The sequence below is a fragment of the Streptomyces sp. NBC_00190 genome (genome assembly GCF_036203305.1).
Lineage (GTDB): Bacteria > Actinomycetota > Actinomycetes > Streptomycetales > Streptomycetaceae > Streptomyces.
Genome location: NZ_CP108131.1, coordinates 4,929,462 through 4,953,365 on the forward strand (window position 1 = coordinate 4,929,462; position 23,904 = coordinate 4,953,365).

Below are 23,904 nucleotides of genomic sequence, written 5' to 3' on the forward strand. Positions count from 1 at the left end.
CGCACGGCGCGGCCCCGGCGGGCCCCGGAGACGGTGACGGCCCCCCGAGCCGGAGCTCGGGGGGCCGTCACCGTACCGGGCGGGCTAGATGCCCGCGGCCGCGGCCAGGTCCTTCTTGATCGCGTCCAGGATTTCCTGGCCGCGGGCGCGGGCCGCAGACAGGTCGGAGGCCTCGGGCACCGGGACCACGACCTCCAGGTAGCACTTCAGCTTCGGCTCCGTGCCCGACGGGCGGACGATCACCCGGGCCTTGTAGGCGCCGTCCAGGTAGTAGCGCAGTCCGTCCGTCGGCGGGAGGGACTCCGTGCCCTGGTTCAGGTCCTCGGCCGAGACCACGCGCAGGCCCGCGAGGGAGGTCGGGGGCTCGGCGCGGAGCGCGGCCATCGCCGAGGCGATGACCGACAGGTCCGAGACGCGGACCGACAGCTGGTCGGTGGCGTGCAGGCCGTGGGCCATTGCCAGGTCGTCCAGCAGGTCGGTCAGGGTACGGCCCTGCTCCTTGAGCTCCGAGGCCAGCTCCGCCACCAGCAGGGCGGCGGTGACGCCGTCCTTGTCACGGACGCCCTCGGGGTCCACGCAGTAGCCGAGCGCCTCCTCGTAGCCGTAGCGCAGGCCCTCCACGCGGGCGATCCACTTGAAGCCCGTGAGGGTCTCCTCGTGGCCGACGCCCGCCGCCTCCGCGATCCGCCCCAGCAGGGAGGAGGAGACGATGGACTCCGCGAAGACGCCGCGAGCGCCCTTGTGCACCAGGTGGGCCGCCAGCAGGGCGCCGACCTCGTCACCGCGCAGCATCCGCCAGCCGGAGGCGGCGGAATCGTCCGGGACGGCCACCGCGCAGCGGTCCGCGTCCGGGTCGTTGGCGATCACGATGTCCGGTCCGGCCTCCGCCGCCTTCGCGAAGGCCAGGTCCATCGCGCCCGGCTCCTCCGGGTTGGGGAAGGCCACCGTCGGGAAGGCCGGGTCCGGCTCGGCCTGCTCGGCCACCAGGACCGGCTCCGGGAAGCCGTGCCGGGCGAAGGCCGCCATGACGACCTCCTTGCCGACGCCGTGCATGGCCGTGTAGACGGTCCGCACGCCCCGGGGGGATCCCGGGGTCAGGACGGAGTCCGTGCGGGTGAGGTAGGCCTCCAGGACCTCCTCGTCGAGCTGCAGCCAGCCGTCCGTCGGGCGGGGTACGTCCGACAGCGCCCCGATCGCCGCGATCTGCGCCGCGATCTCGGTGTCCGCCGGGGAGACGATCTGCGAGCCGTCGCCGAGATAGACCTTGTAGCCGTTGTCCCGGGGCGGGTTGTGGCTCGCGGTGACCTCGACGCCGGCGACGGCACCCAGGTGCCTTATGGCGTACGCGAGGACCGGCGTCGGCAGCGGACGGGGCAGGACGGCCGCGCGCAGCCCGGCGCCGGTCATCACGGCCGCGGTGTCGCGGGCGAAGTCGGCGGACTTGTAGCGCGCGTCGTAGCCGACGACGACCAGGCCGCCGGTGTGACCCTGGGCCTTCAGGTAGGCCGCAAGGCCCGCCGCGGCCCGGATGACCACGGCACGGTTCATCCGCATCGGGCCCGCGCCCAGCTCGCCGCGCAGTCCGGCGGTGCCGAACTGGAGCGTGCCGGAGAAGCGGTCCGCGAGGTCCGCCGTGTCGCCGGCCTCGATGAGCCGGGCGAGCTCGTCCGCCGTCTCCGGGTCGGGGTCCTCCGCCAGCCAGGCCTGGGCCCGGGTGATCAGGTCGTCCTGTTCCTGCACTGCTTCCGCCTTACCTCTCGTACCTCTGGGGCCTCTCGTACGGTCACTCAGATGCGGGCGAGGACCTGGGTCAGCAGCTTGCCCATGCGCGCGGCCGAGTCACGGCCGGCCTGGAGCACCTCTTCGTGGTTCAGCGGCTCGCCGGAGATGCCCGCCGCCAGGTTGGTGACCAGGGAGATGCCCAGCACCTCGGCGCCGGCCTCGCGAGCGGCGATGGCCTCCAGCACGGTGGACATGCCGACCAGGTCGGCGCCCATGACGCGGATCATGTTGATCTCGGCCGGGGTCTCGTAGTGCGGGCCGGGGAACTGCACGTAGACGCCCTCTTCGAGGGTCTCGTCGATCTCCTTGCACAGCGCGCGCAGGCGCGGCGAGTAGAGGTCGGTGAGGTCCACGAAGTTCGCGCCGACGATCGGCGAGGTGGCCGTCAGGTTGAGGTGGTCGCTGATCAGGACGGGCTGGCCGGGCTTCATGCCCTCGCGCAGGCCGCCGCAGCCGTTGGTGAGGACCACGGTCTTGCAGCCGGCGGCGACGGCGGTGCGCACGCCGTGGGCGACGGCGGCGACGCCGCGGCCCTCGTAGTAGTGGGTCCGGCCGAGGAAGAGCAGCGCGCGCTTGTCGCCGATCTTGTACGAGCGGATCTTGCCGCCGTGGCCCTCGACCGCGGGCGGCGGGAAGCCGGGCAGCTCGGTGACCGGGAACTCGGCCTCGGGGGCGCCGAGCGCCTCTGCGGCGGGGGCCCAGCCGGAGCCCATGACGAGGGCGACATCGTGGGATTCGGCGCCGGTCAGCTCACGCAGACGGGCGGCTGCGGCGGTGGCGTCGGCGAAGGGGTCGGTAACAGATGCGTTCACGCGGAAGAGCGTAGCCGCTCATTGCCTACGCGCGTAGATGGCGCAGGTCACGGTGTTCGGATCGTTGCCTTGTCGTTTCCGCCGAATCGTCCCCGCGGGACCTGGCGTGGGCCCGGGCAGGACCGGGCAAGGGCCCGGGCGAGGCCCGGGCAGGGCTCAGCAGGGCCGCTTGCGGAGTTCCATCACATAGTCGTGCGGGGCGCCCGCGGACTCGGCCGCGTCGGCGATCTCGCCCAGGTAGCGCGCCGAGGGCAGCCCGCCCTCGTAGCCGTTGAGGACGTACACCCAGGCCGCCTCCTCGCCGTCCAGTGTGTGCACGCGCACACGCATCCGGCGGTAGATGTCGAGCCCGACGCCCTCCCAGCGGTCCATCGAGTCCTCGTCCAGCGGCGCGATGTCGTACAGGGCGACGAAGACCTGGTGGCGCGGGGCTTCGACGATCGTGGCGAGTGCGCCCTCCCAGCCCATCTGCTCGCCGCCGAAGGTCAGCCGCCAGTCGTTGATCCAGCCCGTTCCGCGCAGCGGCGAATGGGGAGCACGGCGCGTCATCAGCCGCGGGTCGAGGTTGCCGGCGTACGCGGCGTAGAGCGACATGAGTCCGAGAGTACGGGAGGGTCGGCGATCACGGCGTGCCCGGCCGGTGCCCGGATGGAGGGACCGGGCGCGAAGCACCTTGAAGCGTGCGGGACAATGGGGCACGGAATGCATCCCCCGGGGAGACCCCCCGGAAGCCCCGGCCGGGGCGGCAGCCGGCCGGGTAGACGTGAGGCGGAGTTTTCGTGACCCGGATCGTGATCATCGGCGGCGGACCCGGCGGGTATGAGGCGGCCCTCGTGGGGGCCCAGCTCGGCGCGGAGGTGACCGTCGTCGACTGCGACGGTCTGGGTGGCGCGTCGGTGCTGACCGACTGCGTGCCCTCCAAGACTCTCATCGCGACCGCCGAGGTCATGACGACCTTCGACTCCTCGTACGAGGAGCTCGGCATCGTCGTCGCGGACGACACCCCGCCGCTGGAGCAGGCCGCGCGTGTCGTCGGCGTGGACCTCGGCAAGGTGAACCGGCGCGTCAAGCGCCTGGCGCTCGCCCAGTCGCACGACATCACCGCCTCCGTCACCCGGGCCGGCGCCCGCGTCGTACGGGGCCGCGGCAAGCTCGGCGGCCCCCAGGGCATCGACGGCACCCGGGACGTCATCGTCACGGCCGCCGACGGCTCCGAGACGATCCTGACCGCGGACGCCGTGCTGATCGCGACCGGCGGGCACCCCCGCGAGATCCCGGACGCCATGCCCGACGGCGAGCGGATCCTGAACTGGACCCAGGTCTACGACCTGGACGAGCTCCCCGAGGAGCTCATCGTGGTCGGCTCCGGCGTGACCGGCGCCGAGTTCGCCGGCGCGTACCAGGCCCTCGGCTCCCGGGTGACGCTGGTCTCCTCCCGCGACCGCGTGCTGCCGGGTGAGGACCCCGACGCGGCCGCCGTCCTGGAGGACGTGTTCCGGCGCCGCGGCATGAACGTCATCGGCCGCTCCCGCGCCGAGTCCGCCAAGCGCGTCGGCGACCGGGTCGAGGTCACCCTCGCCGACGGCCGGGTGCTGAGCGGCACGCACTGCCTGATGGCGGTCGGCGCGGTGCCGAACACCTCCGGGATGAACCTGGAGGAGTCCGGGGTGCGGCTCAAGGAGTCCGGGCACATCTGGACCGACAAGGTGTCGCGCACCTCCTCGCCCGGCGTCTACGCGGCCGGCGACGTCACCGGCGTCTTCGCCCTCGCGTCCGTCGCGGCGATGCAGGGCCGCATCGCGATGTACCACTTCCTCGGCGACGCGGTGGCCCCGCTGAACCTGAAGACGGTGTCCTCGAACGTCTTCACCGACCCGGAGATCGCCACCGTCGGCTACACCCAGGCCGACGTGGACTCCGGCAAGATCGACGCCCGCGTGGTGAAGCTCCCGCTGCTGCGCAACCCGCGCGCCAAGATGCAGGGCATCCGGGACGGCTTCGTGAAGCTGTTCTGCCGCCCGGGCACCGGCATCGTCGTCGGCGGTGTGGTCGTCTCCCCGCGCGCGAGCGAGCTGATCCACCCCATCTCGATCGCGGTCGACAACAATCTGACGGTCGAGCAGATCGCAAACGCGTTCACCGTGTACCCCTCGCTGTCGGGTTCGATCGCCGAGGTGGCGCGGCAGCTGCACACGCGGAAGGCCGCCGGAGAGGCGTAACGGCCGCATGCTGTAAGGAGTTTGGGGCGGGGCGCCGTCCCGTGGCCGGTCGTTCACGCAACCAACCGACCGCGTATACCACTAGTCGCCCCGCCGTACGGACAACTTCGGTATTCCGGTGCAAGGAGCTGAAAGCAGACGGTCGTTGGGGTTACTGTCAGTTTCGTGTTCGCTGCAGAACGTCGTCAATTGATCCTCGAAATGGTGCGGGCCAACGGAGCGGTTTCGCTCCGGGAGCTCGCCCGCGTAGTCCAGACCTCCGAAGTGACCGTACGGCGGGACGTGCGGGCGCTGGAGGCAGAAGGACTCCTCGACCGCCGGCACGGCGGTGCGGTCTTGCCGGGCGGTTTCACGCGGGAGTCCGGCTTTCCGCAAAAATCCCATCTCGCGACGGCGGAGAAGACCGCCATCGCCGATGTCGCGGCCTCCCTCGTCGAAGAGGGTGAGGCCGTCGTTGTCGGCGCGGGCACCACGACCCAGGAGCTGGCGCGCCGGCTCGCCCGGGTGCCCGGCCTGACCGTCGTCACCAACTCGCTGCTGGTCGCCCAGGCGCTGGCGCACGCGAACCGGGTGGAGGTGGTGATGACCGGCGGCACCCTGCGCGGGTCCAACTACGCCCTCGTCGGCAGCGGTGCCGAGCAGTCCCTCCAGGGGCTGCGGGTCTCCCGCGCCTTCCTGTCGGGCAGCGGCCTGACCGCCGAGCGCGGGCTGTCCACGTCCAACATGCTCAGCGCGAGCGTGGACCGGGCGCTGGTCCAGGCGGCCGCGGAGGTCGTCGTCCTGGCCGACCACACGAAGCTCGGCACGGACACCATGTTCCAGACGGTGCCGACCGATGTGATGACCCGCCTGGTGACGGACGAGCCCCCGCCGCACGACGATCGGGCGGCCACGGAGCTCCAGGCCCTGGCGGACCAGGGCGTCCAGATCACCGTGGCCGGTGGTGGTGGTGTCTCCGTCGGCGGTGACGGCATGGCGGGCCGCCGCCCGCGCCGGGACTCCCCCCTGCCGGTCCAGCGCCGGGGCGGCCCGCCGGCCCAGCTCCGCAGCGCCTCGCCGCTGTCGGACCCGGGGGAGCGGGAGCGGGCGAGGGTGGCGGACATGCGGCGGCGGCAGCAGGGGTGATCACCCCTTCCTCGTGAAGGCGGACGCCACGTTCAACGCCTCCTTCGGCAGCTGGAAGTCCGGCAACGGCAACTGGTGCTGGAACGAGTCCAAGCACGTCACCGGTGACTTCAACGGGGACGGCCGGGACGACATGCTCGCCCTGTACGGCCACGGCAACGGATCCGTCGAGATGTACACGCTGCTCGGCAAGGCCGACGGCGGCTTCGCGGCGCCGGTGCGTTCCTGGAACCGTGCCGCGGGCATCTGGGACTGCAACAGGAGCAAGCTCACTCGGGCGACCACAACGGCGACGGCCGAGCCGACGCCGCCATCGTCTACAGGTTCGACAACGGCCGCTCGGCCGTGTACACCCTGACCGGAAAGCCCGACGGCGGGGTCAACGAGGAAGTCCAGAGCTGGAGCAGCCCGGAGCAGTCCTGGTACCTGGAGAACACCGGGATGCCGGTGTCCGGCGACATCAACGATGCCGGTGTCCGGCGACATCAACAAGGACGGTCGCGACGACATCGCGATCACGTACAACTACTACGCCGGAGGCAGCGCGGCCTTCACCTTCAAGGGCCGCACCGACCGCACCGACGGTGGGTTCGAACCCCCGCTGAAGAGCTGGGAGGCACCGCCCGGCACCTGGTAGCCGCCGGGCGCCGCACATGACGTCGGCCCCCAGGACCCGAACGGGTCCTGGGGGCCGATTGCGTCGTGCGGGCCGCGGACGTCAGTCCTTGATCTCGCAGATCGTCGCGCCAGAGGTGAGCGAGGCGCCGACCTCGGCCGTGAGGCCGACGATGGTGCCGGAGCGGTGCGCGTTGAGCGGCTGCTCCATCTTCATGGCTTCGAGTACGACGACCAGTTCGCCCTCGGTGACCTGCTGGCCCTCCTCGACCGCGACCTTGACGATCGTGCCCTGCATCGGGGAGGCGAGGGTGTCGCCGGAGGCGGCCGGGCCGGACTTCTTGGCCGCGCGCCGCTTGGGCTTGGCACCGCCTGCCGCCGCCGTACGGGCCAGGGTCATGCCCAGGGACGACGGGAGCGAGACCTCCAGGCGCTTGCCGCCGACCTCGACGACCACCGTCTCGCGGCCCGGCTCGTCCTCGGTGTCCTCCGCGGCCGGAGCCGCGAACGCCGGGATCTCGTTGACGAACTCGGTCTCGATCCAGCGGGTGTAGACCGTGAACGGGCTGCCGTCCGTCGGGGCGAAGGCGGGGTCCGTGACGACCGCGCGGTGGAACGGGATGGCCGTGGCCATGCCCTCCACCTCGAACTCGGCCAGCGCACGCGCGGCGCGCTGCAGGGCCTGCTCGCGGGTGGCACCCGTGACGATCAGCTTGGCGAGCAGCGAGTCCCAGGCCGGGCCGATGACCGAGCCGGACTCGACGCCCGTGTCGAGGCGGACGCCCGGACCCGTCGGGGCGGCGAACTTCGTCACCGTGCCGGGGGCCGGGAGGAAGCCGCGGCCCGGGTCCTCGCCGTTGATGCGGAACTCGAACGAGTGACCGCGCAGGACCGGGTCCCCGTAGCCGAGCTCCTCGCCGTCGGCGATGCGGAACATCTCGCGCACCAGGTCGATGCCGGCGACCTCTTCGGTGACCGGGTGCTCGACCTGGAGGCGGGTGTTGACCTCCAGGAAGGAGATCAGGCCGTCCGCGGAGACCAGGAACTCGACCGTGCCGGCGCCGACGTAGCCGGCTTCCTTCAGGATCGCCTTCGAGGCGGCGTACAGCTCGGCGTTCTGCGCCTCGGACAGGAACGGCGCGGGAGCCTCCTCCACCAGCTTCTGGTGGCGGCGCTGCAGCGAGCAGTCACGGGTGGAGACGACGACGACGTTGCCGTGGCTGTCGGCGAGGCACTGGGTCTCGACGTGGCGGGGCTTGTCGAGGTAGCGCTCGACGAAGCACTCGCCGCGGCCGAAGGCGGCGACGGCCTCACGGACGGCGGAGTCGTAGAGCTCCGGCACCTCTTCGAGGCTGCGGGCGACCTTGAGGCCGCGGCCGCCACCGCCGAAGGCCGCCTTGATGGCGATCGGCAGGCCGTGCTCCTTGGCGAACGCGATGACCTCGTCGGCCCCGGAGACCGGGTCCGGCGTACCGGCGACCAGCGGCGCACCGGCGCGCTGGGCGATGTGACGGGCGGCGACCTTGTCACCCAGATCGCGGATGGCCTGCGGCGGCGGGCCGATCCAGGTCAGGCCCGCGTCGATGACGGCCTGCGCGAAGTCGGCGTTCTCGGACAGGAACCCGTATCCGGGATGGATGGCGTCCGCGCCAGAATCGGCTGCGGCCTGGAGGACCTTGGAGATGTCCAGGTAGCTGGCGGCCGGGGTGTCACCGCCCAACGCGAAAGCTTCGTCGGCCGCGCGGACGTGCAGAGCGTCCCGGTCCGGATCGGCGTAGACGGCTACGCTCGCGATCCCGGCGTCCCGGCAGGCCCGAGCAACGCGGACAGCGATTTCGCCACGGTTGGCGATGAGCACCTTGCGCACGATGGCTCCCTCCTTGAAACAAGCTGAGTTTAGGGACAGTCCACACGGCCTTTCGACCCTTCCCCGGTGGTGACCTTGCCCACACAGAGTGTGATTCGAGGCTCTCTCCACCAGGGAACCCTTATGGCGCCCCAAGTCAGGGGGATCCCCGACTGCACAGTAACCCCGTCATGTAGCCAAGGTCTCTGTCTTGCCGGTCAGCCGCCCCGGGTGATTCTTTGTCGAGTCCCTACGAACGGCCCACGTTTTCTTTGCTTGATCGCCGCGCCGGGGCCCTCCCGTAACGAAGCGGCCCGGACCCCTTGTCCGCACGTTTACCCGTTAGTAGCCTCCAGGCGTCGAACAGGCTTGGGACGCGTGAGGGGTGGGGACGTCGTGCTGCGCAGACTCGTGGCCGGACTGGCCGCGATCGCACTTGCCGCGGAAGCGGCCGTGCTCGTGCTCGTCCACATCGTGCTGGGGACGACCACCGCGAACCAGTCGATGTCGATCGCGGGCAGCGATCCGGATGTCATGTCCAAGGCAACCTACGCCCTCGGGGCGGGTATGGGCGCCTTCCTCCTGCTGTGCGCCGTGCTCGCCGCCGTCGCGGCCGTCCGCGACAGGGCGCCCGGCGCCTTCGCCCACGTCGTGCTCGTCACCGCGGCCGTCACCCACGGGGTGCTCGGCATCCTCGCCGTCGTCCTGGTCGGCTGGGGCGCCTTCGCGGTGACGACGCTGATCCTGTGTCTCCTCGTACTGACCCTGATGCTCTACGCCGCCCCGCCCGAGTCCGCCTCCGCCGGATCCGCCGCCTCCGCGGCCGGATCCGGGCCGGGGGACGGCGTTCAGGACACCCCGCCGCCGGTCGGGGGACTCAAGCCCACAAATCCGTGATGGATACACCCAGTTCGCCCAGCAGGGAGCGCAGCAGCGGCAGCGACAGCCCGATCACGTTGCCGGGATCCCCGTCGATGCCCTCGATGAACGGCGCCGACAGCCCGTCCAGGGTGAACGCCCCCGCCACGTGCAGCGGCTCGCCGCTCGCCACGTACGCCGCGACCTCGGCGTCCGTCGGCTCGCCGAACCGGACCGTCGTGGAGGCCGTCGCCGACACCTGACGGCCGGTCGTCGTGTCGATCACGCAGTGGCCCGTACGCAGGATTCCGGACCGCCCGCGCATCGCCTTCCAGCGCGCGATGGCCTCCTCGGCGTCCGCCGGCTTGCCCAGCGCCTCGCCGTCCAGCTCCAGCACGGAGTCGCAGCCGATCACCAGCGCGCCCGAGGCCTCGCCCAGGGCCGCCACGACCGCCGCCTTCGCCTCGGCCAGCGCCAGCGCCAGCTCGGCCGGCTCGTCGTGGTCCAGCGCGTCCTCGTCGAAGCCGCTGACGATCACGTGCGGGGCGAGCCCTGCCTGCCGCAGCAGGTTCAGCCGGGCGGGGGAGGCGGAGGCGAGGACGAGCGAGCGCGGTTCGACAGTCATGGTGGCCATCGTAGGGGCGCTGCGGGGTACCCCTAGAAGTGGTCGGCCGACTAGAAGTGGTCGGCTAAGTGGTCCACGCCGAGTACGTAGACCACGACGAGCATGGCCAGCGCCAGCACCACCGTCAGCCGCCGGACCATCGCCTGCGCGTCGCGCATGTCCTTCGGCGGCTCGTTCTTGGGATCGGACCAGAGCATGCTCCGATCCTGTCCCCGGGACGGCAGCGGCGCCTGAGTACCCGTACTCAGGCGCCACCGCCCGTTCACACCATCTTCGCCACGGCCGTGGTCCGGCCGGGCCGGCCGGACTAACCGGGCCAGTACGTACGGCCCCACGCCCGCGGCCCCGGCTGCGGCAGCCGGTGCCGTGCCACCCGGGCGGGCGCCGCCCACTCGTCCGCCGCCCGCGGCGCGCCCGACGGCGCCGATGCCAGCGCCGCCGCGCGCGCTTGGACCACCGCCAGTGCGGCGGCCAGCTCCTCCGGGGTCGGGTTTCCCTTGACGACCTTGATCACCACAGGACTGACCTCCTAGAGGGGGATGTTGCCGTGCTTCTTCGGCGGCAGGGACTCCCGCTTGGTGCGGAGCTGGCGCAGCCCCTTCACCACGTGCGCCCGCGTCTCCGACGGCATGGTCACCGCGTCGATGTAACCGCGCTCGGCGGCCGTGTACGGGTTGAGCAGCGTGTCCTCGTACTCGGCGATGAGCCGCGCACGGGTCTCCTCGGCGTTGCCCGCCTCCTCGGCCTCGGCGATCGCGCGGCGGTGCAGGATGTTGACCGCGCCCTGCGCGCCCATGACGGCGATCTGCGCCGTCGGCCAGGCCAGGTTGAGGTCCGCGCCCAGGTGCTTGGAGCCCATGACGTCGTACGCGCCGCCGAAGGCCTTGCGGGTGATGACGGTGATCAGGGGGACGGTGGCCTCGGCGTACGCGTAGATCAGCTTCGCGCCGCGCCGGATGATTCCGTTGTACTCCTGGTCGGTGCCCGGCAGGAAGCCCGGCACGTCCACGAACGTCAGCACCGGGATGTTGAAGGCGTCGCACGTCCGGACGAACCGCGCCGCCTTCTCGGAGGCGTCGATGTCCAGGCAGCCGGCGAACTGCATCGGCTGGTTGGCGACGACACCCACCGGGTGGCCCTCGACCCGGCCGAAGCCGGTCAGGATGTTCGGCGCGAAGAGCGACTGCGTCTCCAGGAACTCCGCGTCGTCGAGCACGTGCTCGATCACGGTGTGCATGTCGTACGGCTGGTTCGCGCTGTCCGGGATCAGTACGTCGAGCTCGCGGTCGGCGTCGGAGGCCTCGGTGTCCGCCTCCTCCGGGAACGCGGGCGGCTCGGAGAGGTTGTTCGACGGCAGGTACGAGAGCAGCGACTTCACGTACTCGATGGCGTCCTTCTCGTCGCCCGCCATGTGGTGCGCGACGCCGGACGTGCTGTTGTGCGTCCGGGCCCCGCCCAGCTCCTCGAAGCCCACGTCCTCGCCGGTGACCGTCTTGATGACGTCCGGGCCGGTGATGAACATGTGCGAGGTCTGGTCGACCATGACCGTGAAGTCGGTGATGGCGGGGGAGTAGACGGCGCCGCCCGCGCAGGGCCCCACGACGAGGCTGATCTGCGGGATGACTCCGGAGGCGTGGACGTTGCGGCGGAAGATCTCCCCGTACATGCCCAGCGCGCTGACACCCTCCTGGATGCGGGCGCCGCCGGAGTCGTTGATGCCGATGACCGGGCAGCCGGTCTTCAGCGCGAAGTCCATGACCTTGATGATCTTCTGGCCGTAGACCTCGCCGAGGGCTCCGCCGAAGACGGTGAAGTCCTGCGAGAACACCGCCACCGGGCGGCCGTCCACCGTGCCGTAGCCGGTGACGACGCCGTCGCCGTAGGGGCGGGTCTTCTCCAGCCCGAAGTTGGTGGAACGGTGCCGGGCGAACTCGTCCAGCTCGACGAAGGAACCTTCGTCGAGCAGCAGGGCCACCCGCTCACGCGCCGTCAGCTTGCCCTTGGCGTGCTGCTTCTCCACGGCACGCGAGGACCCGGCGTGGGTGGCTTCGTCGATGCGGCGCTGCAGATCCGCGATCTTGCCCGCGGTGGTGTGCATGTCGATCGGCTCTGACGGTTGTGACATCGGGGTCGCGGCTCCCTGCGTGGTGTCAACGGCCTGGTCAATTGGATGACTACTGCTGGCTACTGGTGCGTAGCGTATCGGCGGGCATGGCGCTCGGCAGTGCGGCGTTTGACACACCTACATTGGCTTGCATGACGCCATCAGATGCATCAGCTGGAGCTTCCGCCGGTCGCTGGTCGAACCTGGACCGGCCGCCCCTGAACGCCGCGGCCCTGCAGCGGGCCCTCGTCACCGGGGAAGGGCTGTGGACCTCCCTGGAGGTCGTCGCCGCCACCGGGTCGACCAATTCCGATCTCGCGGCCCGGGCGGCGCAGCTGCCCGAGGGGGCCGTGCTCGTCGCCGAGGAGCAGACCGCCGGGCGCGGGCGCCTCGACCGCAGCTGGGTCGCGCCGGCCCGGTCCGGGCTGTTCTTCTCCGTCCTGCTCAAGCCGGGCGGCGCCGTGCCGCAGGAGCGGTGGGGGTGGCTGACCCTGCTGGCCGGGGTGGCCACCGCGACCGGGCTCTCGCGGGCGGCGGGCGTGGACACCGCCCTCAAGTGGCCCAACGACCTGCTGGTCACCGTGGACGGGGAGGAGCGCAAGACCGGCGGGATCCTCGCCGAGCGGGTCGACGACGGCGTGGTCATCGGGATCGGGCTCAACGTCAGCCTCACCGAGGACGAGCTGCCGGTGCCGACCGCCGGGTCCCTCGCGCTGGCCAAGGCGTCCGTGACCGACCGGGACCCGCTGCTGAGGGCCGTGCTCCGCTCCCTGGAGCAGTGGTACGGGAACTGGCGCGCGGCCGGCGGCGACCCCGCCTCCAGCGGCCTCCAGGAGACCTACGCGGCGGGCTGCGCGACCCTGGGCCGTCACGTCCGCGCGGAGCTGCCCGGGGGCCGCACGCTCACCGGAACGGCCGAAGCGGTCGATACCGACGGCCGCCTGGTGGTCCGTACGGCCGAGGGAGCGCACGAAGCGGTGGGAGCCGGGGACGTCGTCCACCTGCGGTCGGTGCACTGAGGGCCGGCCGGACCCGGACGGAGCGAGCCGCAAAACGGGGAGGGGGAGTGAGCTACGGCACACCTGCCGTATGGTTTAGGCGATCCCGGTACTCGTGGTGATCACCCGGTTCGGCAGGGCAGTGCGCACGGAAATGGACAGGAGGCGGCCCTTGACCGTCGACGACTCTACGTCCAGCGCGTCGGCCCCAGGGCCCACGGGTCCTGGTACGCCGATCGGGCGTGACCAGCACACCCCGCTGCACGAGGTGGACCACACGGCCCATCCGACGGCGGACCCCCTCGCGATCAGGCTCGAACAGCTGATCCTGGGCGCCGAGCGCCGGTACACCCCCTTCCAGGCCGCCCGCAGTGCCGGCGTCTCGATGGAGCTCGCCTCCCGCTTCTGGCGGGCCATGGGCTTCGCGGACATCGGCCAGGCCAAGGCCCTGACGGAAGCGGACGTACTGGCGCTGCGCCGGCTCGCGGGCCTGGTCGAGGCCGGGCTGCTGTCCGAGCCGATGGCGGTGCAGGTGGCGCGGTCCACCGGGCAGACCACGGCACGCCTCGCGGAGTGGCAGATCGACTCGTTCCTGGAGGGGCTGACGGAGCCGCCGGAGCCGGGGATGACCCGTACGGAGGTCACGTACCCCCTCGTCGAGCTGCTCCTGCCCGAGCTGGAGGAGTTCCTCGTCTACGTGTGGCGCCGCCAGCTGGCGGCCGCCACCGGGCGTGTCGTGCAGGTGGCGGACGACGAGGAGATGGTCGACCGGCGGCTCGCGGTGGGCTTCGCCGACCTGGTGGGATTCACCCGTCTGACGCGGCGGCTGGAGGAGGAGGAGCTCGGCGAGCTGGTCGAGTCCTTCGAGACGACGTCGGCGGACCTGGTGGCGGCGCACGGCGGCCGGCTGATCAAGACGCTCGGCGACGAGGTGCTGTACTGCGCCGACGACGCGGCGACGGCGGCGGAGATCGCGCTGCGGCTCATCGAGACGATGGAGGCCGATCCGCAGATGCCCGAGCTGCGGGTCGGGATCGCCTTCGGCACGGTGACGACCCGGATGGGCGACGTCTTCGGGACCACGGTGAACCTGGCGAGCCGGCTGACGTCTATAGCCCCCAAGGACGCGGTGCTGGTGGACGGGGCGATGGCCGAGGAGCTGGGCCGGACCGGGGCGGCACCCGTCTCCGAGAAGGAGGCCGAGTCGGAGGAGGGCGGCGGCGGGTACCGCTTCGCGCTCCAGCCGATGTGGCAGCGTCCGGTGCGCGGGCTGGGCGTCGTGGAGCCCTGGTCGCTGACCAGGCGGAAGCCTAAGATCCCCGGGTAACGTTCGTTAACCGGGAGGGTCCTGTGGCTGTGGAGTCTGAGTTCGTGGCGGTACGTCGGCACGATGGCGGGGTCGCGGAGCTGGTCCTGGACCGGCCCAAGGCGATGAACGCGGTGTCCACGCAGATGGCCCGCGCCATCGGGGCGGCCTGCGCCGAGCTCGCCGCGGACGCGTCCGTACGGGTGGTCGTGCTCACCTCGACCGCGGAGCGGGCGTTCTGCGTGGGGGCGGACCTCAAGGAGCGCAACTCCCTGTCGGACGCCGAGCTGGTGCGGCAGCGGCCGACCACGCGCGGGGCGTACGGGGGCGTACTGGAGCTGCCGATGCCGACGATCGCCGCCGTGCACGGCTTCGCGCTGGGTGGCGGCTTCGAGCTGGCCCTGGCCTGCGACGTGATCGTCGCCGACGAGACCGCGGTGGTCGGCCTGCCCGAGGTGTCGGTGGGCGTGATCCCCGGCGGCGGGGGTACGCAGCTGCTGCCGCGCCGGGTCGGTGCGGCGCGGGCCGCCGAGCTGATCTTCACGGCGCGCCGGGTGGAGGCGGCCGAGGCGCTGTCCCTGGGCCTGGTGGACTCGGTGGTCCCGGCGGGCACGGACACGGCCGAGGCCCTCGACCTGGCCGGCCGGATGGCGGCGAACTCCCCCGTCGGGCTGCGGGCCGCCAAGCGGGCGCTGCGGCTGGGGCACGGGATGGACCTGGCGGCCGGTCTGGAGATCGAGGACGCGGCCTGGCGGACGGTGGCCTTCTCGGGCGACCGGGCCGAGGGCGTGGCGGCGTTCAACGAGAAGCGCAAGCCGAACTGGCCCGGGCAGTAGCCCTTCGGGGACGCCGCGCGGTCGTCGCGTCGCCATCGCACCGCCTTCGCGTCGCCGCCACCGTCACCGCTAGTGATCCTGTCGCCACCGAAAGTCGCGCCACCTATCACTAAATCGGGCAAAACTCCCTAACCTGGTGTGATGGGAGTCGACGGGCGGCTGCGAGCCGTGGTGAGCCTCGCGCAGGCGATGGCCGCCGCGTGCGCGCCGCGGGACAGTGTGCGGGCGGCTGCGCGGGGCGCGCGGGTGGCCCTGGACGGCTCCTTCGCCGCGATCTCCGCGTGGGAGCGCGAGCGGGGGCGCCTGCGCGTGCTCGTGAACGAGGGGGAGCGGCGGACCGGGGAGGAGGAGTTCCCCGAGGACGAGTCCTATCCCGTCCACGACTTCCCCGAGGTCACCGAGTTCCTGCACGAGCGCTGGGTGGGCGGCGGCGGCCCGCACGCCTGGGTCGAGAGCGCCGTCGGCGACCGGTCGGGCCACCGCGGCGAGGCCCTGCGCCGGCGCGGGCGCGGGACCTGCGTGGTCGCGCCCATCGTGCTCAGCGGGCGGGCCTGGGGTGAGCTGTACGTGGCCCGGGACGAGGGGCTGCCCGACTTCGACGAGGACGACGCCGAGTTCGCGACCGTGCTCGCCGCCGTGGTCGCCGCCGGGCTCGCGCAGAACGAGCGGCTGGCCGAGGCCCGGCGCCTGGCCTTCACCGATCCGCTCACCGGCCTCGCCAACCGGCGGGCGGTCGACATGCGGCTCGACGAGGCCCTGGAGGAGCACCGGCGGACGGGGGTCGTGGTCAGCCTCGTGGTCTGCGACCTGAACGGGCTGAAGAAGGTCAACGACACCCAGGGCCACGCCATGGGCGACCGGCTGCTGGAGCGGTTCGGGTCGGTGCTGAGCCTGTGCGGGGCGATGCTGCCCGGCGCGCTGGTGGCGCGCCTCGGCGGCGACGAGTTCTGCCTGGTCGGGGTGGGTCCCACGGCGGACGAGGTGGTGCGGGTCACCGAGGAGCTGTGCACCCGGGCCGCCGAGCTGGAACTGGGCGAGGGCGTGGCCTGCGGGGTGGCCTCCACCGGGGACCCGATCGGGCTGGTCAAGTCCTCCCGGCGGCTGTTCCGCCTCGCCGACGCGGCCCAGTACAAGGCGAAGGCCGCCCGTTCGGCCAAGCCGGTGGTGGCGGGGCGGGACACCGCGGTGGTCCGCCTCGCCGACGCGGCCGCCCAGGAGGCTCCGGGGGAGCGGCGCCGCTTCCGAGGGCGTCCATGACCGCCCCCCGGCGCGTGGCCGGCCGGGGCCGACGGTAAGGGGTCCTCGTACTGCGCGATCGTGACAGTTCTAGCTAGTGACATGTAGCGATTCAATCCGTAGGGTGCTGAATATGGATATGCACACTGTCGTGGTGGGGACGTCCGGGACCACCGCTGAGGACGTCATCGCCGTCGCCCGCGGCAACGCCCGGGTCGAACTGTCCGGCGAGGCCCTCGACGCGCTCGCCCGCGCCCGGGAGATCGTCGACGCGCTCGCCGCCAAGCCCGAGCCCGTCTACGGGGTGTCCACCGGATTCGGCGCCCTCGCCTCCCGGCACATCAGCCCCGAGCTGCGCGCCCAGCTCCAGCGCAACATCGTCCGCTCGCACGCCGCGGGCATGGGTCCGCGCGTGGAACGCGAGGTCGTCCGCGCGCTGATGTTCCTCCGGCTCAAGACCGTCGCCTCCGGGCACACCGGCGTACGGCCCTCCGTCGCCCAGACCATGGTCGACGTGCTCAACGCCGGGATCACCCCCGTCGTCCACGAGTACGGCTCCCTCGGCTGCTCCGGCGACCTCGCACCGCTGTCCCACTGCGCGCTCGCGCTCATGGGCGAGGGCGACGCCGAGGGCCCGGACGGAACCGTCCGCCCCGCCGGGGAGCTGCTCGCCGAGGCCGGCATCGAGCCCGTCGAGCTCCGCGAGAAGGAGGGCCTGGCCCTCCTCAACGGCACCGACGGCATGCTCGGCATGCTGGTCATGGCCCTCGCCGACCTCGGCAAGCTCTACACCGCCGCCGACATCACCGCCGCGCTGACGCTGGAGGCGCTGCTCGGTACGGAGAAGGTGCTCCAGCCCGAGCTGCACGCCATCCGCCCGCACCCGGGGCAGGGCGCCTCCGCGGCGAACATGGCCGCCGTCCTGAAGGACTCCGGGCTCGTCCGCCACTACCAGGAGGAGACCGCCCCGCGCGTGCAGGACGCCTACTCCGTGCGCTGCGCCCCGCAGGTCGCCGGCGCGGGCCGCGACACCATGGCGCACGCCGCCCTGGTGGCCTCCCGCGAGCTCGCCGCCGCCGTGGACAACCCGGTGGTCCTGCCCGACGGGCGCGTCGAGTCCAACGGCAACTTCCACGGGGCCCCGGTCGCGTACGTCCTGGACTTCCTGGCCATCGCGGCCGCCGACCTCGGCTCCATCGCCGAGCGGCGCACCGACCGGCTGCTCGACAAGAACCGCTCGCACGGCCTGCCGCCGTTCCTCGCGGACGACGCCGGCGTCGACTCCGGGCTGATGATCGCCCAGTACACGCAGGCCGCGCTGGTCAGCGAGATGAAGCGGCTCGCGGTGCCGGCCTCCGCCGACTCGATCCCCTCCTCCGCGATGCAGGAGGACCACGTCTCCATGGGGTGGTCGGCCGCGCGCAAGCTCCGTACCGCCGTCGACAACCTGACCCGGATCATCGCCATCGAGATGTACGCGGCGACCCGCGCCATCGAGCTGCGCCACGGTCTCACCCCCGCCCCGGCCAGCCGGGCCGCGATCGCGGCCGCCCGGGCGGCGGGCGTGCAGGGTCCCGGGCCGGACCGTTTCCTCGCCCCTGACCTGGCCGCCGCCGACGAGTTCATCCGTATGGGAGGCCTCGTCGACGCGGTGGAAGGCGTGACGGGACCGCTCGCCTGACACCGTCCGCACGCGCAGCGAAGGGCCGCCCCCGGTGGGGGCGGCCCTTCGCCGTTCACGCAGTGCGGGAGCGGCGTACGGAGAAGGCCACGAAGCCGGCGCCGACGCCGAGGAAGAGCGTGCCGCCCAGGAGGTACGGGGTGGTGTCGGCGGAGCCGGTGTCGGCGAGCACGACGGCCGCCGGACGGGCGTCCGGCGGCGCGTCCGGCCCCGCCGCCGTCAGGTCGGCCGTCAGGGTCGTCGTCCGGTCCGTGTTCGCGGACGAGGGCGCGCCGGAGCGGCCTGGTGCCTGCTCCGGTGCGGTGGCGTTGGCCGATGGTACGAACCAGAGGGCGGCGAGGAGGGTTGTCGCTCCGAGAGCGGTGAGCAGCGGTCGACGTGCGGACACGGTGCGATCCCCCTTGTGGCAGCAGCGAATTGGCCGTGTGCGGTGATGCTACGGAAAGGGGCGGGTCGTGGGAAAGTCAGGGCTTCCGCGGGCTTACTCTCCGTCGTATGAACTCTTCAGAGACATCACGATACGTACGCCTTCGGGTGGATTTGGTACTTGAGGTGCCGGACCCGCAGGCACTGACCGGAGCCGCGCTCGCGCACATCGAGGCCGACGAGTTCATGCCGGACGAGGAGCGCGGCCACGCCGAGTCCGCCGTCAGGGAGGACGAATCGGAGGCCCTGGCCTACCTGGTCGACCCCACCGACCTGGTCCTGGAGATCCCCGGCGTGGAGCTCGCCCAGGCCTCCTGGAGCAGCGAGCCCGTCGAATACGACCCCGAGTCCATGGAGTGGGACATGGGCGAGGAAGATGGGGACTTCGACGAAGAGACCGACAACGCCTGACCGTGTGGTGGCCCACATCCCAACGGAATGTGGAACCGAACCGCTCCGTTATCGCGTTGTCATGGCGAGGCAGGGGGTGTTTCCCCCTGCCCGGCCAACCCCGGGACGGCAGCTCCGGGGGTTCCGGCAACGATGGAGTGGCGTGTGAGGACGGACAGCAAGCGGCGGAGAAGGTCCCTGGTGGCCGTATCCGCCGTGCTCGGCGGTGTACTGATGCTCTCGGCCTGCAATGACGGGGGCGGCGAACCGAAGGGCAGCGGCGACAGCAGCAAGTCCCAGGCGGATGTCGACGCGGCGGCGGCCAAGGACGCCTCCAAGGCCCGAATAACCATCACGCCGAAGGACGGCGCCACCAATGTCGGCCTCAACGACGCGACGAACGTCGCCGTCGCCGACGGCACCCTGACGCAGGTGGAGCTGAAGACCAGCGAGGGCGCGGCCGTGACGGGCAAGATCGCCGCGGACGGCAAGAGCTGGAAGCCGGACGCCGCGCTGAAGCGCTCCACGAAGTACGCCCTGTCGGCGACCGCGAAGGACGCCGACGGCAAGGAGGCGCACGAGAACGCCTCCTTCACCACCGTCTCCCCGGAGAACAGCTTCGTCGGCTCGTTCATCCCGGACGACGGCCAGACGGTCGGCGTGGGCATGCCGGTCTCGATCACCTTCAACAAGCCGATCAAGGACCAGAAGGCGGTCCAGGCGGCGATCACGGTCACCTCCAGCAGCGGCCAGGAAGTCGTCGGCCACTGGTTCGGCGCGCAGCGCCTGGACTTCCGGCCGGAGCAGTACTGGCAGGCGAACTCCACCGTCACGATGAAGCTGGCGCTGGAGGGCGTCCAGGGCGCCCCCGGCGTCCAGGGCGTCCAGAACAAGACCGTCACCTTCAAGATCGGCCGCAGCCAGGTCTCCACGGTCGACACGAAGACCAAGAAGATGACGGTCACCCGGGACGGCGCGGTCCTCAAGACCATCCCGATCTCGGCGGGCTCGCCGGAGAACCCGACCTACAACGGCCAGATGGTGATCTCCGAGAAGTTCAAGGAGACCCGGATGGACGGTTCGACCGTCGGTTTCAAGAACGACGAGGGGAAGGGCGAGTACGACATCAAGGATGTCCCGCACGCCATGCGCCTGTCCCAGTCCGGCACCTTCATCCACGGCAACTACTGGGGTGCGGACTCGGTCTTCGGCAGCGCGAACACCAGCCACGGCTGTGTCGGCCTGAACGACGCCAAGGGCGCGGGTGACCCGAACCAGCCGGCCGCCTGGTTCTTCGACAACTCGCTCATCGGCGACGTGGTCACCGTGGTGAACTCCCCGGACAAGACCATCAAGCCGGACAACGGCCTCAACGGCTGGAACATGAGCTGGGCGGAGTGGAAGGCCGGCGCGGCCTCCTGACGGAGCCCCTGACGGCACGGCGCATCCGGGCGGACGGCGGGAACCCCACGGGGTTCCCGCCGTCCGCCTTTTCGGACCGGGTCCGTGCGCGACGAGGCCACCTCACGAAAACCCCTGAGCGCGGCCGAACCGCCGGCCTAGGGTCGGGGGCATGACGATCCGATCCCTCACCCTGCCCCCGGCCGCCGCCGAAGTCGACGGCTGGCTGGGGGTACTGGCCGCCGCCGGGGCCGCCGACCTGCCGCACCTGGCGCCGCCCTCCCGGGTGGAGGTCGCCGGGCGGCTGTGCGTGGCGCCGCAACGCGGACGCGCCGCGCTGTGGGCGGCGGACGGGGGCGAGGGAGTGGCGGCCCTGCTCCTGTTCACGGACGAGGCCAACCGGCACACCGCGTACCTCGACGTGCTCGCGGTACGTCCCGAGGCGCGGCGGCGGGGGATCGGCACCGCCCTGTGGCAGCGGGTCAGGGAGGAACTGCTGGCGCAGGGGCGGACCTCCGTCGCGACGATGGTCGACCTGGGAGGCCCGGGCCAGGCGTTCGCCGAGTCGCTCGGGTTCGCATGCGTGCTGCCCATGGCCTGGTACGTACAGGAAGTGCCGCGGCGGCAGCCGCGGCAGGCCGGGGAACCGGCCGTACCGGGATACGAACTGCGGGCCTGGCACGGACTGGTGGCCGACGAGTGGGCAGCGCCGGTGGCCACGGCCCACGGGGCGATGGAGGACGCGCCCACGGGGGACATGGACGAGAACATCGAGCCCTGGACGGCGCAGCGGCTCCACGCGGCGCAGCGGCTGATCCTTGACCGGGGCGGCGAGCTGACCACGGTCGCGGCGGTCACCGAGGCCGGCGAGGTGGCGGCGTACACGGAGCTCGTCCTGCCGGACCCGGGCGGCCCGCGGGCCCTCCAGTACGACACGGTCGTCGTCCCCGCCCACCGCGGCCACGGCCTCGGCCGCGCGGTGAAGCGGCGGATGCTGGAGCTCGCCGGGCAGCGGTATCCCGCTCTGCGGCAGATCGCCACGACGGTGGCCGACGAGAACGCACCCATGCGCGCGGTGAACGAGGCACTGGGCTACCGCCAAGAACGCGGCGCGGCGTACTTCCAGCTCAAGCTGTAGCCGCCGGATCGCGCCCCTCGGCCCCGTCCGAGGGGACGGACGGCACGGACGGGGCCGACGGGGCCGACCACGACGTCAGCAGGCGCAGCGCGTCCGCGGACGGGGAGCCCGGCGCCGCGTGGAAGGTGACCAGGGACTGCGCCGGATCGTCCGGGAGCCTCAGCGTCTCGAAGGCCAGGTGCATCTCACCCACCAGCGGATGCCGCAGCCGCTTCACCCCGTGCGTCTTGTCCGCCACCGTGTGCGCCGCCCAGAGCCGCCGGAACTCCTCGTCCTTCACCGACAACTCCCCGACCAGCGCCGACAGCTGCTCGTCGTCCGGGTTCTGGCCGGCATACATCCGCAGGTTGCTCACCACCTCGCACGCCCGGCACTCCCAGTCCGCGTACAGCTCCGCCGTCGCCGGGTCCAGGAACACCAGCCGCACCAGGTTCCGCTCCGCCGCCGGCAGCCTCCCGAAGTCCCCGAAGACCGCCGCCGCCAGCCGGTTCCAGCCGATGACGTCCTGCCGGTGCCCCACGAGGTACGCCGGTACGCCCTCCATCGCGTCCATCAGCGTCCGCAGCTCGGGCCGGACCTGCTGCGGGCGATGACTCTGGCGGCGCCTGCGCGCCTTCGGGCGGGCCAGGTGCATCAGGTGCGCCTGCTCCGAACCGTCCAGGCGCAGCGCCCGCGCGATCGCGTCGAGGACCTCCGCCGACACGTTGGTCCCGCCGCCCTGCTCCAGGCGCGTGTAGTACGCGACCGACACCCCCGCCAGTTGCGCCAGTTCCTCGCGGCGCAGCCCGGGCACACGCCGGCGGCGCCCGTAGTCGGGCAGGCCCACGTCCTCGGGGCGCAGCCGGGCACGGCGGGAGCGAAGGAACTCGCCGAGCTCGGTGCGCTGGTCAAGCTGGTCCATACGGCCAGTATCCCCGCCCGGCCGGCCGCGGCGCGGTCCTGAGCCTGACCCCGCCAAGGGTAGGTTTGCCGGTCCTAGGCTGGACAGGGGGCTGGGTGGGTTCGCGGCGGCAGCGCAGGCTGGAGCCCGTCGCCGCAGCGCACAGGGCTGCGGCGGCACACCGCCAGCGTCACCCGCCGAGGAGCACCCATGTCCGTCACCCAGGTCGCCGCCTACGCCGCCCCCGCCCCCAAGGCCCCGCTGGAGCGCATCACCGTCCCCCGCCGCGCCGTCGGCGAGCACGACGTCCTCATCGACATCAAGTACGCCGGCATCTGCCACTCCGACATCCACCAGGCCCGCGACGGCTGGGGCGAGGGCATCTACCCGATGGTCCCCGGGCACGAGATAGCCGGGGTCGTCACCCAGGTCGGCCCGGGCGTCACCAGGTTCGCGGCCGGGGACCGGGTGGGCGTCGGCTGCTTCGTCGACTCCTGCCGTGAGTGCGAGTACTGCCTGCGCGGGCAGGAGCAGTTCTGCGCCAACGGCACGACCGGCACGTACAACGCGCTCGACAAGAACGGCGAGCCCACGTACGGCGGTTACTCCACCCACCTCGTCGTCGACGAGAACTACGCCGTCCGCATCCCCGACGGCCTCGCCCTCGACGTCGCCGCCCCGCTGCTCTGCGCCGGCATCACCCTCTACTCGCCGCTGATGCACTGGCAGGCGGGCCCCGGCAAGAAGGTCGCGATCGTCGGCCTCGGCGGACTCGGTCACATGGGCGTGAAGATCGCGGCGGCCCTGGGCGCGGAAGTGACCGTCCTGTCCCAGTCCCTGCGCAAGAAGGAGGACGGTCTGAAGCTGGGCGCCTCCCACTACTACGCCACCGACGACGAGACCACCTTCGAGGAGCTGGCCGGCAGCTTCGACCTGATCCTGTCCACCGTGTCGGCGCCGCTCGGCCTGGACCGGTACCTCGCGCTGCTGAAGGTCGACGGCGCGCTGGTGAACGTCGGCGCCCCGGAGGAGCCGGTCGAGCTGAACCTCTTCTCCGTCATCGGCGGCCGCAAGACCCTCGCCGGATCGATGATCGGCGGGATCGCCGAGACCCAGGAGATGCTGGACTTCTGCGCCGAGCACGGGCTGGGCTCGGAGATCGAGCTGATCCGCGCCGAGCAGATCAACGAGGCGTACGAGCGGGTCCTGGGCAGCGACGTCCGCTACCGCTTCGTGATCGACGCCTCGACGATCTGACCGGACCGGCCCAGCGCCGTACGGAGCCGGTCGCGGGCCTCGGTCTGTGCGGCGATCCGGGCCTCCAGGACGGCGAGCCGCTCCCGGGCCACCGCCAGCCCCTTCGGGGACGGCGGCCCGGCGGCCACGTCGCCGTCCAGGCACGGCAGGAACACGTGCACGTCGGCCAGCGTGAGACCCGCCTCCAGCAGCGCCCGGATGTTGCGGACCCGTACGGCGGCCTGCTCGCCGTAGACCCGGTAGCCGTTCGGCGCCCGCTCGGAGGAGATCAGCCCGGCCTGCTCGTAGTGGCGCAGGGCGCGCGGGGTGGTCCCGGTGGCTTCGGCGAGTTCCCCGATCAGCATGGGGGTCATGGTGCCAAGGCGGGCG

At 72.0% G+C, this 23,904-nt stretch carries 25 protein-coding genes; 14 read left to right on the plus strand and 11 right to left on the minus strand.

The window, feature by feature from the left end; genetic code table 11:
• Nucleotides 1-84 precede the first annotated feature (84 nt).
• The 3 genes from OG429_RS23885 to OG429_RS23895 form a co-directional block, all read right to left on the minus strand.
• Nucleotides 85-1,740 carry a phospho-sugar mutase gene (locus tag OG429_RS23885; RefSeq protein WP_328927304.1) on the minus strand — a complete coding sequence of 552 codons (1,656 nt, stop codon included), beginning with the start codon at nt 1,738-1,740 and terminating at the stop codon, nt 85-87.
• Between the two features lie 47 nt (nt 1,741-1,787).
• On the minus strand, nt 1,788-2,594 hold the full coding sequence (locus OG429_RS23890; RefSeq protein ID WP_328927305.1) for a purine-nucleoside phosphorylase: 807 nt from the start codon (nt 2,592-2,594) through the stop codon (nt 1,788-1,790).
• A gap of 156 nt (nt 2,595-2,750) precedes the next feature.
• Nucleotides 2,751-3,188: a gamma-glutamylcyclotransferase gene (locus OG429_RS23895; RefSeq protein WP_069921661.1), complete on the minus strand. Its 438-nt coding sequence runs from the start codon at nt 3,186-3,188 to the stop codon at nt 2,751-2,753.
• 185 nt (nt 3,189-3,373) lie between these two features.
• Here OG429_RS23895 and OG429_RS23900 point away from each other — a divergent pair, with 185 nt between their 5' ends.
• The 4 genes from OG429_RS23900 (at nt 3,374) to OG429_RS23915 (ending at nt 6,575) form a co-directional block, all read left to right on the plus strand.
• Nucleotides 3,374-4,813, plus strand: coding sequence for an NAD(P)H-quinone dehydrogenase (locus tag OG429_RS23900; RefSeq protein ID WP_328927306.1), 1,440 nt, complete (start codon nt 3,374-3,376; stop codon nt 4,811-4,813).
• A gap of 165 nt (nt 4,814-4,978) precedes the next feature.
• Nucleotides 4,979-5,938, plus strand: coding sequence for a DeoR/GlpR family DNA-binding transcription regulator (locus tag OG429_RS23905; protein ID WP_328927307.1), 960 nt, complete (start codon nt 4,979-4,981; stop codon nt 5,936-5,938).
• A gap of 13 nt (nt 5,939-5,951) precedes the next feature.
• On the plus strand, nt 5,952-6,296 hold the full coding sequence (locus tag OG429_RS23910) for a hypothetical protein (RefSeq protein ID WP_328927308.1): 345 nt from the start codon (nt 5,952-5,954) through the stop codon (nt 6,294-6,296).
• A 114-nt stretch (nt 6,297-6,410) separates the two neighbouring features.
• A complete protein-coding gene (locus tag OG429_RS23915) occupies nt 6,411-6,575 on the plus strand; it encodes a hypothetical protein (RefSeq protein ID WP_328927309.1) in 165 nt (54 codons plus the stop codon).
• 81 nt (nt 6,576-6,656) lie between these two features.
• Here the strand turns inward: OG429_RS23915 and OG429_RS23920 are convergent, their stop codons facing one another.
• Nucleotides 6,657-8,420, minus strand: a complete 1,764-nt coding sequence (locus OG429_RS23920; protein ID WP_328927310.1) for an acetyl/propionyl/methylcrotonyl-CoA carboxylase subunit alpha — start codon at nt 8,418-8,420, stop codon at nt 6,657-6,659.
• A gap of 375 nt (nt 8,421-8,795) precedes the next feature.
• Between OG429_RS23920 and OG429_RS23925 the strand changes: the two genes are divergently transcribed.
• On the plus strand, nt 8,796-9,296 hold the full coding sequence (locus OG429_RS23925) for a hypothetical protein (protein ID WP_328927311.1): 501 nt from the start codon (nt 8,796-8,798) through the stop codon (nt 9,294-9,296).
• On the opposite strand, the gene OG429_RS23930 is transcribed toward OG429_RS23925, so the two are convergent.
• The 4 genes from OG429_RS23930 to OG429_RS23945 form a co-directional block, all read right to left on the minus strand.
• Nucleotides 9,277-9,891: a nucleoside triphosphate pyrophosphatase gene (locus OG429_RS23930; protein ID WP_328927312.1), complete on the minus strand. Its 615-nt coding sequence runs from the start codon at nt 9,889-9,891 to the stop codon at nt 9,277-9,279. The two genes, OG429_RS23925 and OG429_RS23930, sit on opposite strands and share 20 nt — an antisense overlap.
• A 41-nt stretch (nt 9,892-9,932) precedes the next feature.
• Nucleotides 9,933-10,079 (minus strand): morphogenic membrane protein MmpB, encoded by a 147-nt coding sequence (mmpB, locus tag OG429_RS23935; RefSeq protein ID WP_328927313.1) that lies wholly within the window; start codon nt 10,077-10,079, stop codon nt 9,933-9,935.
• A 110-nt stretch (nt 10,080-10,189) separates the two neighbouring features.
• On the minus strand, nt 10,190-10,399 hold the full coding sequence (locus tag OG429_RS23940; protein WP_328927314.1) for an acyl-CoA carboxylase epsilon subunit: 210 nt from the start codon (nt 10,397-10,399) through the stop codon (nt 10,190-10,192).
• A 12-nt stretch (nt 10,400-10,411) separates the two neighbouring features.
• Nucleotides 10,412-12,007 (minus strand): acyl-CoA carboxylase subunit beta, encoded by a 1,596-nt coding sequence (locus OG429_RS23945; protein ID WP_328927315.1) that lies wholly within the window; start codon nt 12,005-12,007, stop codon nt 10,412-10,414.
• Between the two features lie 131 nt (nt 12,008-12,138).
• Between OG429_RS23945 and OG429_RS23950 the strand changes: the two genes are divergently transcribed.
• From OG429_RS23950 to hutH, 5 genes are all read left to right on the plus strand, one after another.
• The gene (locus OG429_RS23950) at nt 12,139-13,005 is read left to right on the plus strand and encodes a biotin--[acetyl-CoA-carboxylase] ligase (protein WP_328927316.1); all 867 of its coding nucleotides are present in this window, start codon (nt 12,139-12,141) and stop codon (nt 13,003-13,005) included.
• Nucleotides 13,006-13,156: 151 nt separating this feature from the next.
• Complete coding sequence (locus tag OG429_RS23955) at nt 13,157-14,311, plus strand: adenylate/guanylate cyclase domain-containing protein (RefSeq protein ID WP_405678826.1); 1,155 nt, start codon at nt 13,157-13,159, stop codon at nt 14,309-14,311.
• A gap of 23 nt (nt 14,312-14,334) precedes the next feature.
• Nucleotides 14,335-15,126, plus strand: a complete 792-nt coding sequence (locus OG429_RS23960) for an enoyl-CoA hydratase/isomerase family protein (RefSeq protein ID WP_328927317.1) — start codon at nt 14,335-14,337, stop codon at nt 15,124-15,126.
• A gap of 141 nt (nt 15,127-15,267) precedes the next feature.
• Nucleotides 15,268-16,383, plus strand: coding sequence for a GGDEF domain-containing protein (locus tag OG429_RS23965; protein ID WP_328927318.1), 1,116 nt, complete (start codon nt 15,268-15,270; stop codon nt 16,381-16,383).
• A gap of 118 nt (nt 16,384-16,501) precedes the next feature.
• Nucleotides 16,502-18,043: a histidine ammonia-lyase gene (hutH, locus tag OG429_RS23970; protein ID WP_328930396.1), complete on the plus strand. Its 1,542-nt coding sequence runs from the start codon at nt 16,502-16,504 to the stop codon at nt 18,041-18,043.
• 55 nt (nt 18,044-18,098) lie between these two features.
• On the opposite strand, the gene OG429_RS23975 is transcribed toward hutH, so the two are convergent.
• A complete protein-coding gene (locus OG429_RS23975; protein ID WP_328927319.1) occupies nt 18,099-18,431 on the minus strand; it encodes an LPXTG cell wall anchor domain-containing protein in 333 nt (110 codons plus the stop codon).
• Between the two features lie 146 nt (nt 18,432-18,577).
• Between OG429_RS23975 and OG429_RS23980 the strand changes: the two genes are divergently transcribed.
• From OG429_RS23980 to OG429_RS23990, 3 genes are all read left to right on the plus strand, one after another.
• Nucleotides 18,578-18,880, plus strand: coding sequence for a hypothetical protein (locus OG429_RS23980; protein ID WP_328927320.1), 303 nt, complete (start codon nt 18,578-18,580; stop codon nt 18,878-18,880).
• A gap of 132 nt (nt 18,881-19,012) precedes the next feature.
• The gene (locus OG429_RS23985) at nt 19,013-20,281 is read left to right on the plus strand and encodes a L,D-transpeptidase (RefSeq protein ID WP_328927321.1); all 1,269 of its coding nucleotides are present in this window, start codon (nt 19,013-19,015) and stop codon (nt 20,279-20,281) included.
• Nucleotides 20,282-20,432: 151 nt separating this feature from the next.
• A complete protein-coding gene (locus OG429_RS23990; RefSeq protein WP_328927322.1) occupies nt 20,433-21,398 on the plus strand; it encodes a GNAT family N-acetyltransferase in 966 nt (321 codons plus the stop codon).
• Here the strand turns inward: OG429_RS23990 and OG429_RS23995 are convergent.
• Nucleotides 21,388-22,299, minus strand: coding sequence for a helix-turn-helix transcriptional regulator (locus OG429_RS23995; protein WP_328927323.1), 912 nt, complete (start codon nt 22,297-22,299; stop codon nt 21,388-21,390). The two genes, OG429_RS23990 and OG429_RS23995, sit on opposite strands and share 11 nt — an antisense overlap.
• A gap of 189 nt (nt 22,300-22,488) precedes the next feature.
• Here OG429_RS23995 and OG429_RS24000 point away from each other — a divergent pair, with 189 nt between their 5' ends.
• Nucleotides 22,489-23,535 carry an NAD(P)-dependent alcohol dehydrogenase gene (locus OG429_RS24000; protein WP_328927324.1) on the plus strand — a complete coding sequence of 349 codons (1,047 nt, stop codon included), beginning with the start codon at nt 22,489-22,491 and terminating at the stop codon, nt 23,533-23,535.
• On the opposite strand, the gene OG429_RS24005 is transcribed toward OG429_RS24000, so the two are convergent.
• Nucleotides 23,502-23,879, minus strand: a complete 378-nt coding sequence (locus tag OG429_RS24005; protein ID WP_328927325.1) for a MerR family transcriptional regulator — start codon at nt 23,877-23,879, stop codon at nt 23,502-23,504. The genes OG429_RS24000 and OG429_RS24005 overlap by 34 nt on opposite strands.
• Between the last annotated feature and the right edge of the window lie 25 nt (nt 23,880-23,904).

What these genes read in the sequence shown, in the direction of transcription:
- OG429_RS23895 (WP_069921661.1), bottom strand. Translation starts at nt 3,188, where the DNA reads ATGTCGCTCTACGCCGCGTACGCCGGCAACCTCGACCCGCGGCTGATG.
- OG429_RS23930 (WP_328927312.1), bottom strand. Translation starts at nt 9,891, where the DNA reads ATGGCCACCATGACTGTCGAACCGCGCTCGCTCGTCCTCGCCTCCGCC.
- mmpB (WP_328927313.1), bottom strand. Translation starts at nt 10,079, where the DNA reads ATGCTCTGGTCCGATCCCAAGAACGAGCCGCCGAAGGACATGCGCGAC.
- OG429_RS23945 (WP_328927315.1), bottom strand. Translation starts at nt 12,007, where the DNA reads ATGTCACAACCGTCAGAGCCGATCGACATGCACACCACCGCGGGCAAG.
- OG429_RS23950 (WP_328927316.1), top strand. Translation starts at nt 12,139, where the DNA reads ATGACGCCATCAGATGCATCAGCTGGAGCTTCCGCCGGTCGCTGGTCG.
- OG429_RS23965 (WP_328927318.1), top strand. Translation starts at nt 15,268, where the DNA reads ATGGGAGTCGACGGGCGGCTGCGAGCCGTGGTGAGCCTCGCGCAGGCG.
- hutH (WP_328930396.1), top strand. Translation starts at nt 16,502, where the DNA reads ATGCACACTGTCGTGGTGGGGACGTCCGGGACCACCGCTGAGGACGTC.
- OG429_RS23985 (WP_328927321.1), top strand. Translation starts at nt 19,013, where the DNA reads ATGGAGTGGCGTGTGAGGACGGACAGCAAGCGGCGGAGAAGGTCCCTG.
- OG429_RS23990 (WP_328927322.1), top strand. Translation starts at nt 20,433, where the DNA reads ATGACGATCCGATCCCTCACCCTGCCCCCGGCCGCCGCCGAAGTCGAC.
- OG429_RS23995 (WP_328927323.1), bottom strand. Translation starts at nt 22,299, where the DNA reads ATGGACCAGCTTGACCAGCGCACCGAGCTCGGCGAGTTCCTTCGCTCC.
- OG429_RS24000 (WP_328927324.1), top strand. Translation starts at nt 22,489, where the DNA reads ATGTCCGTCACCCAGGTCGCCGCCTACGCCGCCCCCGCCCCCAAGGCC.
- OG429_RS24005 (WP_328927325.1), bottom strand. Translation starts at nt 23,879, where the DNA reads ATGCTGATCGGGGAACTCGCCGAAGCCACCGGGACCACCCCGCGCGCC.